The 2,162-nt window shown below is 46.1% G+C and carries 4 protein-coding genes; 1 reads left to right on the forward strand and 3 read right to left on the reverse strand.

Going from position 1 to position 2,162, the window contains the following annotated elements:
- Window positions 1-144: 144 nt before the first annotated feature.
- Window positions 145-366 (reverse strand): helix-turn-helix transcriptional regulator, encoded by a 222-nt coding sequence (locus WCO51_12765; protein MEI6514125.1) that lies wholly within the window; start codon window positions 364-366, stop codon window positions 145-147.
- A 122-nt stretch (window positions 367-488) separates the two neighbouring features.
- Between WCO51_12765 and WCO51_12770 the strand changes: the two genes are divergently transcribed.
- Window positions 489-1,397 carry a DUF4236 domain-containing protein gene (locus tag WCO51_12770; GenBank protein ID MEI6514126.1) on the forward strand — a complete coding sequence of 303 codons (909 nt, stop codon included), beginning with the start codon at window positions 489-491 and terminating at the stop codon, window positions 1,395-1,397.
- Window position 1,398: 1 nt separating this feature from the next.
- Here the strand turns inward: WCO51_12770 and WCO51_12775 are convergent, their stop codons facing one another.
- The gene (locus WCO51_12775; protein ID MEI6514127.1) at window positions 1,399-1,839 is read right to left on the reverse strand and encodes a hypothetical protein; all 441 of its coding nucleotides are present in this window, start codon (window positions 1,837-1,839) and stop codon (window positions 1,399-1,401) included.
- Between the two features lies 1 nt (window position 1,840).
- Window positions 1,841-2,162 (reverse strand): DNA methyltransferase (locus WCO51_12780; protein MEI6514128.1); only part of this gene is annotated, 322 nt, incomplete at its 5' end.

The raw sequence follows: 2,162 nt of genomic DNA on the forward strand, positions 1-2,162 counted from the left end.
ATCCTTGATTACAATGAGGATGACTGCAAGGCGACGATGGTGCTGAAGGATGGGCTCGTCAAAATGAACCTTAGTCAGGAATAATAGATGCTACACGTTATCCTTTTGCCTTTGGCAAGCCAATTTTAGGCTTAATAGCTTTATCTAAAATTGAAACAATTCCTCGATACTCACACCCAGAGCATTGGCCAGTTTTTCTATGTTTTTGATCGCGACGTTTCTTTCTCCACGCTCGATTCCACCGATGTACGTACGATCAATCCCTGATTTGAGGGACAGTGCCATCTGAGACATGATTCCACGATCCTGTCGTAATTGGCGTACTCTTTTGTCGAATTTGATGAGCGTATTGCTGTTTTTATGCACGAACTTAGCATACGACCGATGATACTTATAAGGCGACGGACTATGAGTATCATTATTTGTATGGTACGATGGCTGCCGGTTGGGTACTTATAGTCATCAAACTATCTATTAAATCATTAGCTATGGGATGGAGATTCCGGAAATCAATATCGTTGGGTAAGGGGCTTCGCATGAATTTAAGTAAAAGTGGAATTGGTCTCAGCGGCGGCGTTAAGGGCATGCGAGTTGGCGTAAATAGTAAGGGCTCTTATTCAACGCTTGGCATTCCGGGAACTGGTATATATTCCATGACCCGTCATGGTAGTAGCGCCAAGGGTGCTCCGATTTCCAGCGGTAAAGGATGTCTGACTGCTATCTTGGTTTTTGTTGGCATCTGCGTCTTCGTGACGGCTCCACCGTTGGCTCTTGGTATGTTGGCCATCTGGGGAATTTGGTATTATTCTCAAAGTAAAAAACCTGAACAGCAGGCGATAAAGAAACTTGATGCCGCTCGAAAATTTTTCAATCTCGGAGACTACGATGCCGCCATCCCAATTTTACTTGAGGCGAATGCTTTGGATAAATCGAACAAGAATGTACTTCGTATGCTAGGGGGCGCTCTGCATAATGCAGGAAGGTATCAGGAGGCCATATCAGTTCTGTTGGATTTTCTCGTTATTGAGCCAATGGATTTTGATACGCATGTCGTCCTTGCGAACTGTTTCTATCAGACAGAGCAATACAAGCATGCGATCGACGTGCTCCAGAAACTTCCGGATGCTTATGGGGCTACGCCCAAAGTCATTATTCTCCTGGGAGCTAGTTTTGCTGCGCTGAAGCAGTATGACTTGGCGATCAATGTCTTCAAGAAGGGGCCTCTCCAGAAGCGTAACCTGGACGATGACCTCATGGAACTGCATTACAGTTTAGCGTTAATTTACAAGGAGTCAGGGGATCGGGCGAATGCCCTGAAGCACTTCAAGAGAGTGTATGCCGAGAACGTAAGCTATAAAGATGTCGCACAGAATGTTGAGGAGCTGGAGAAGAAGTAGTCTACGTGTTTTCTCCACCTTCTAATTTCTTTTTTGCTTCAAGTTCCGTCATCTCTATCGCCGCATTGAGTTGATTTTGCTCGTCGATGAGATCTTCTAGCGTGCGCTCTTTTATAGGCGTTTTCGATGCAGAAATGTGCTCGAAGACATACTTATTTTCCTTTTTAGCCATGTATCTCTTGTGATTGTACCTTAGTCCAAATTTGATGGCTTCCATATTGCCCTCCTTAATCTTTATCAGGAGGGCGTGCTCAGAGATGTCTCCAATATTCAACCTACCAATTCGTCTTGCGGCGGTGGTATCTTTTTTGAACTTTTTATCGCCCTGGATCCAGCGGTAATATGTCGCCGTGGCCACGCCAACTTTGTGACATGCGGCATACACGTTATCGGACTTTTCCAGCTCCTTGAGGAGTGCCTTTCTGGTTGTTTCGTCTATCATGCTAGTTGATTTTTACGGGCTTTTTACCGGTCTCCATTTCCCAGCGCCTGAGAATCACCTGGGCGTAGGTAGGGGATTTTTCCATGATGTAGCAGCGGCGCTGCATTCTAACCGCGCTGATGAGCGTCGATCCGCTTCCGCCGAATGGTTCGACAATGAGGTCGCCACGCTTTGTGAGAACTTTGATGTAGGGGATGAGGATTTCGGGCGGCTTCGTTCCGAATATGATGCCTTGCCCTGAGGCTTTTTCGTCGTCCGCTTTATAGTCGATGAAATCGGTAGGACAGTTCTTTTTACCTTTCTCGTACGACTCCCAGTGGGCT

The sequence above is a fragment of the bacterium genome (assembly GCA_037131655.1).
Lineage (GTDB): Bacteria > Armatimonadota > Fimbriimonadia > Fimbriimonadales > JBAXQP01 > JBAXQP01.

Bases quoted from the DNA above. Each gene is read 5' to 3' on its own strand.
- WCO51_12770 (MEI6514126.1), top strand. From the start codon at position 489: ATGGGATGGAGATTCCGGAAATCAATATCGTTGGGTAAGGGGCTTCGC.
- WCO51_12775 (MEI6514127.1), bottom strand. From the start codon at position 1,839: ATGATAGACGAAACAACCAGAAAGGCACTCCTCAAGGAGCTGGAAAAG.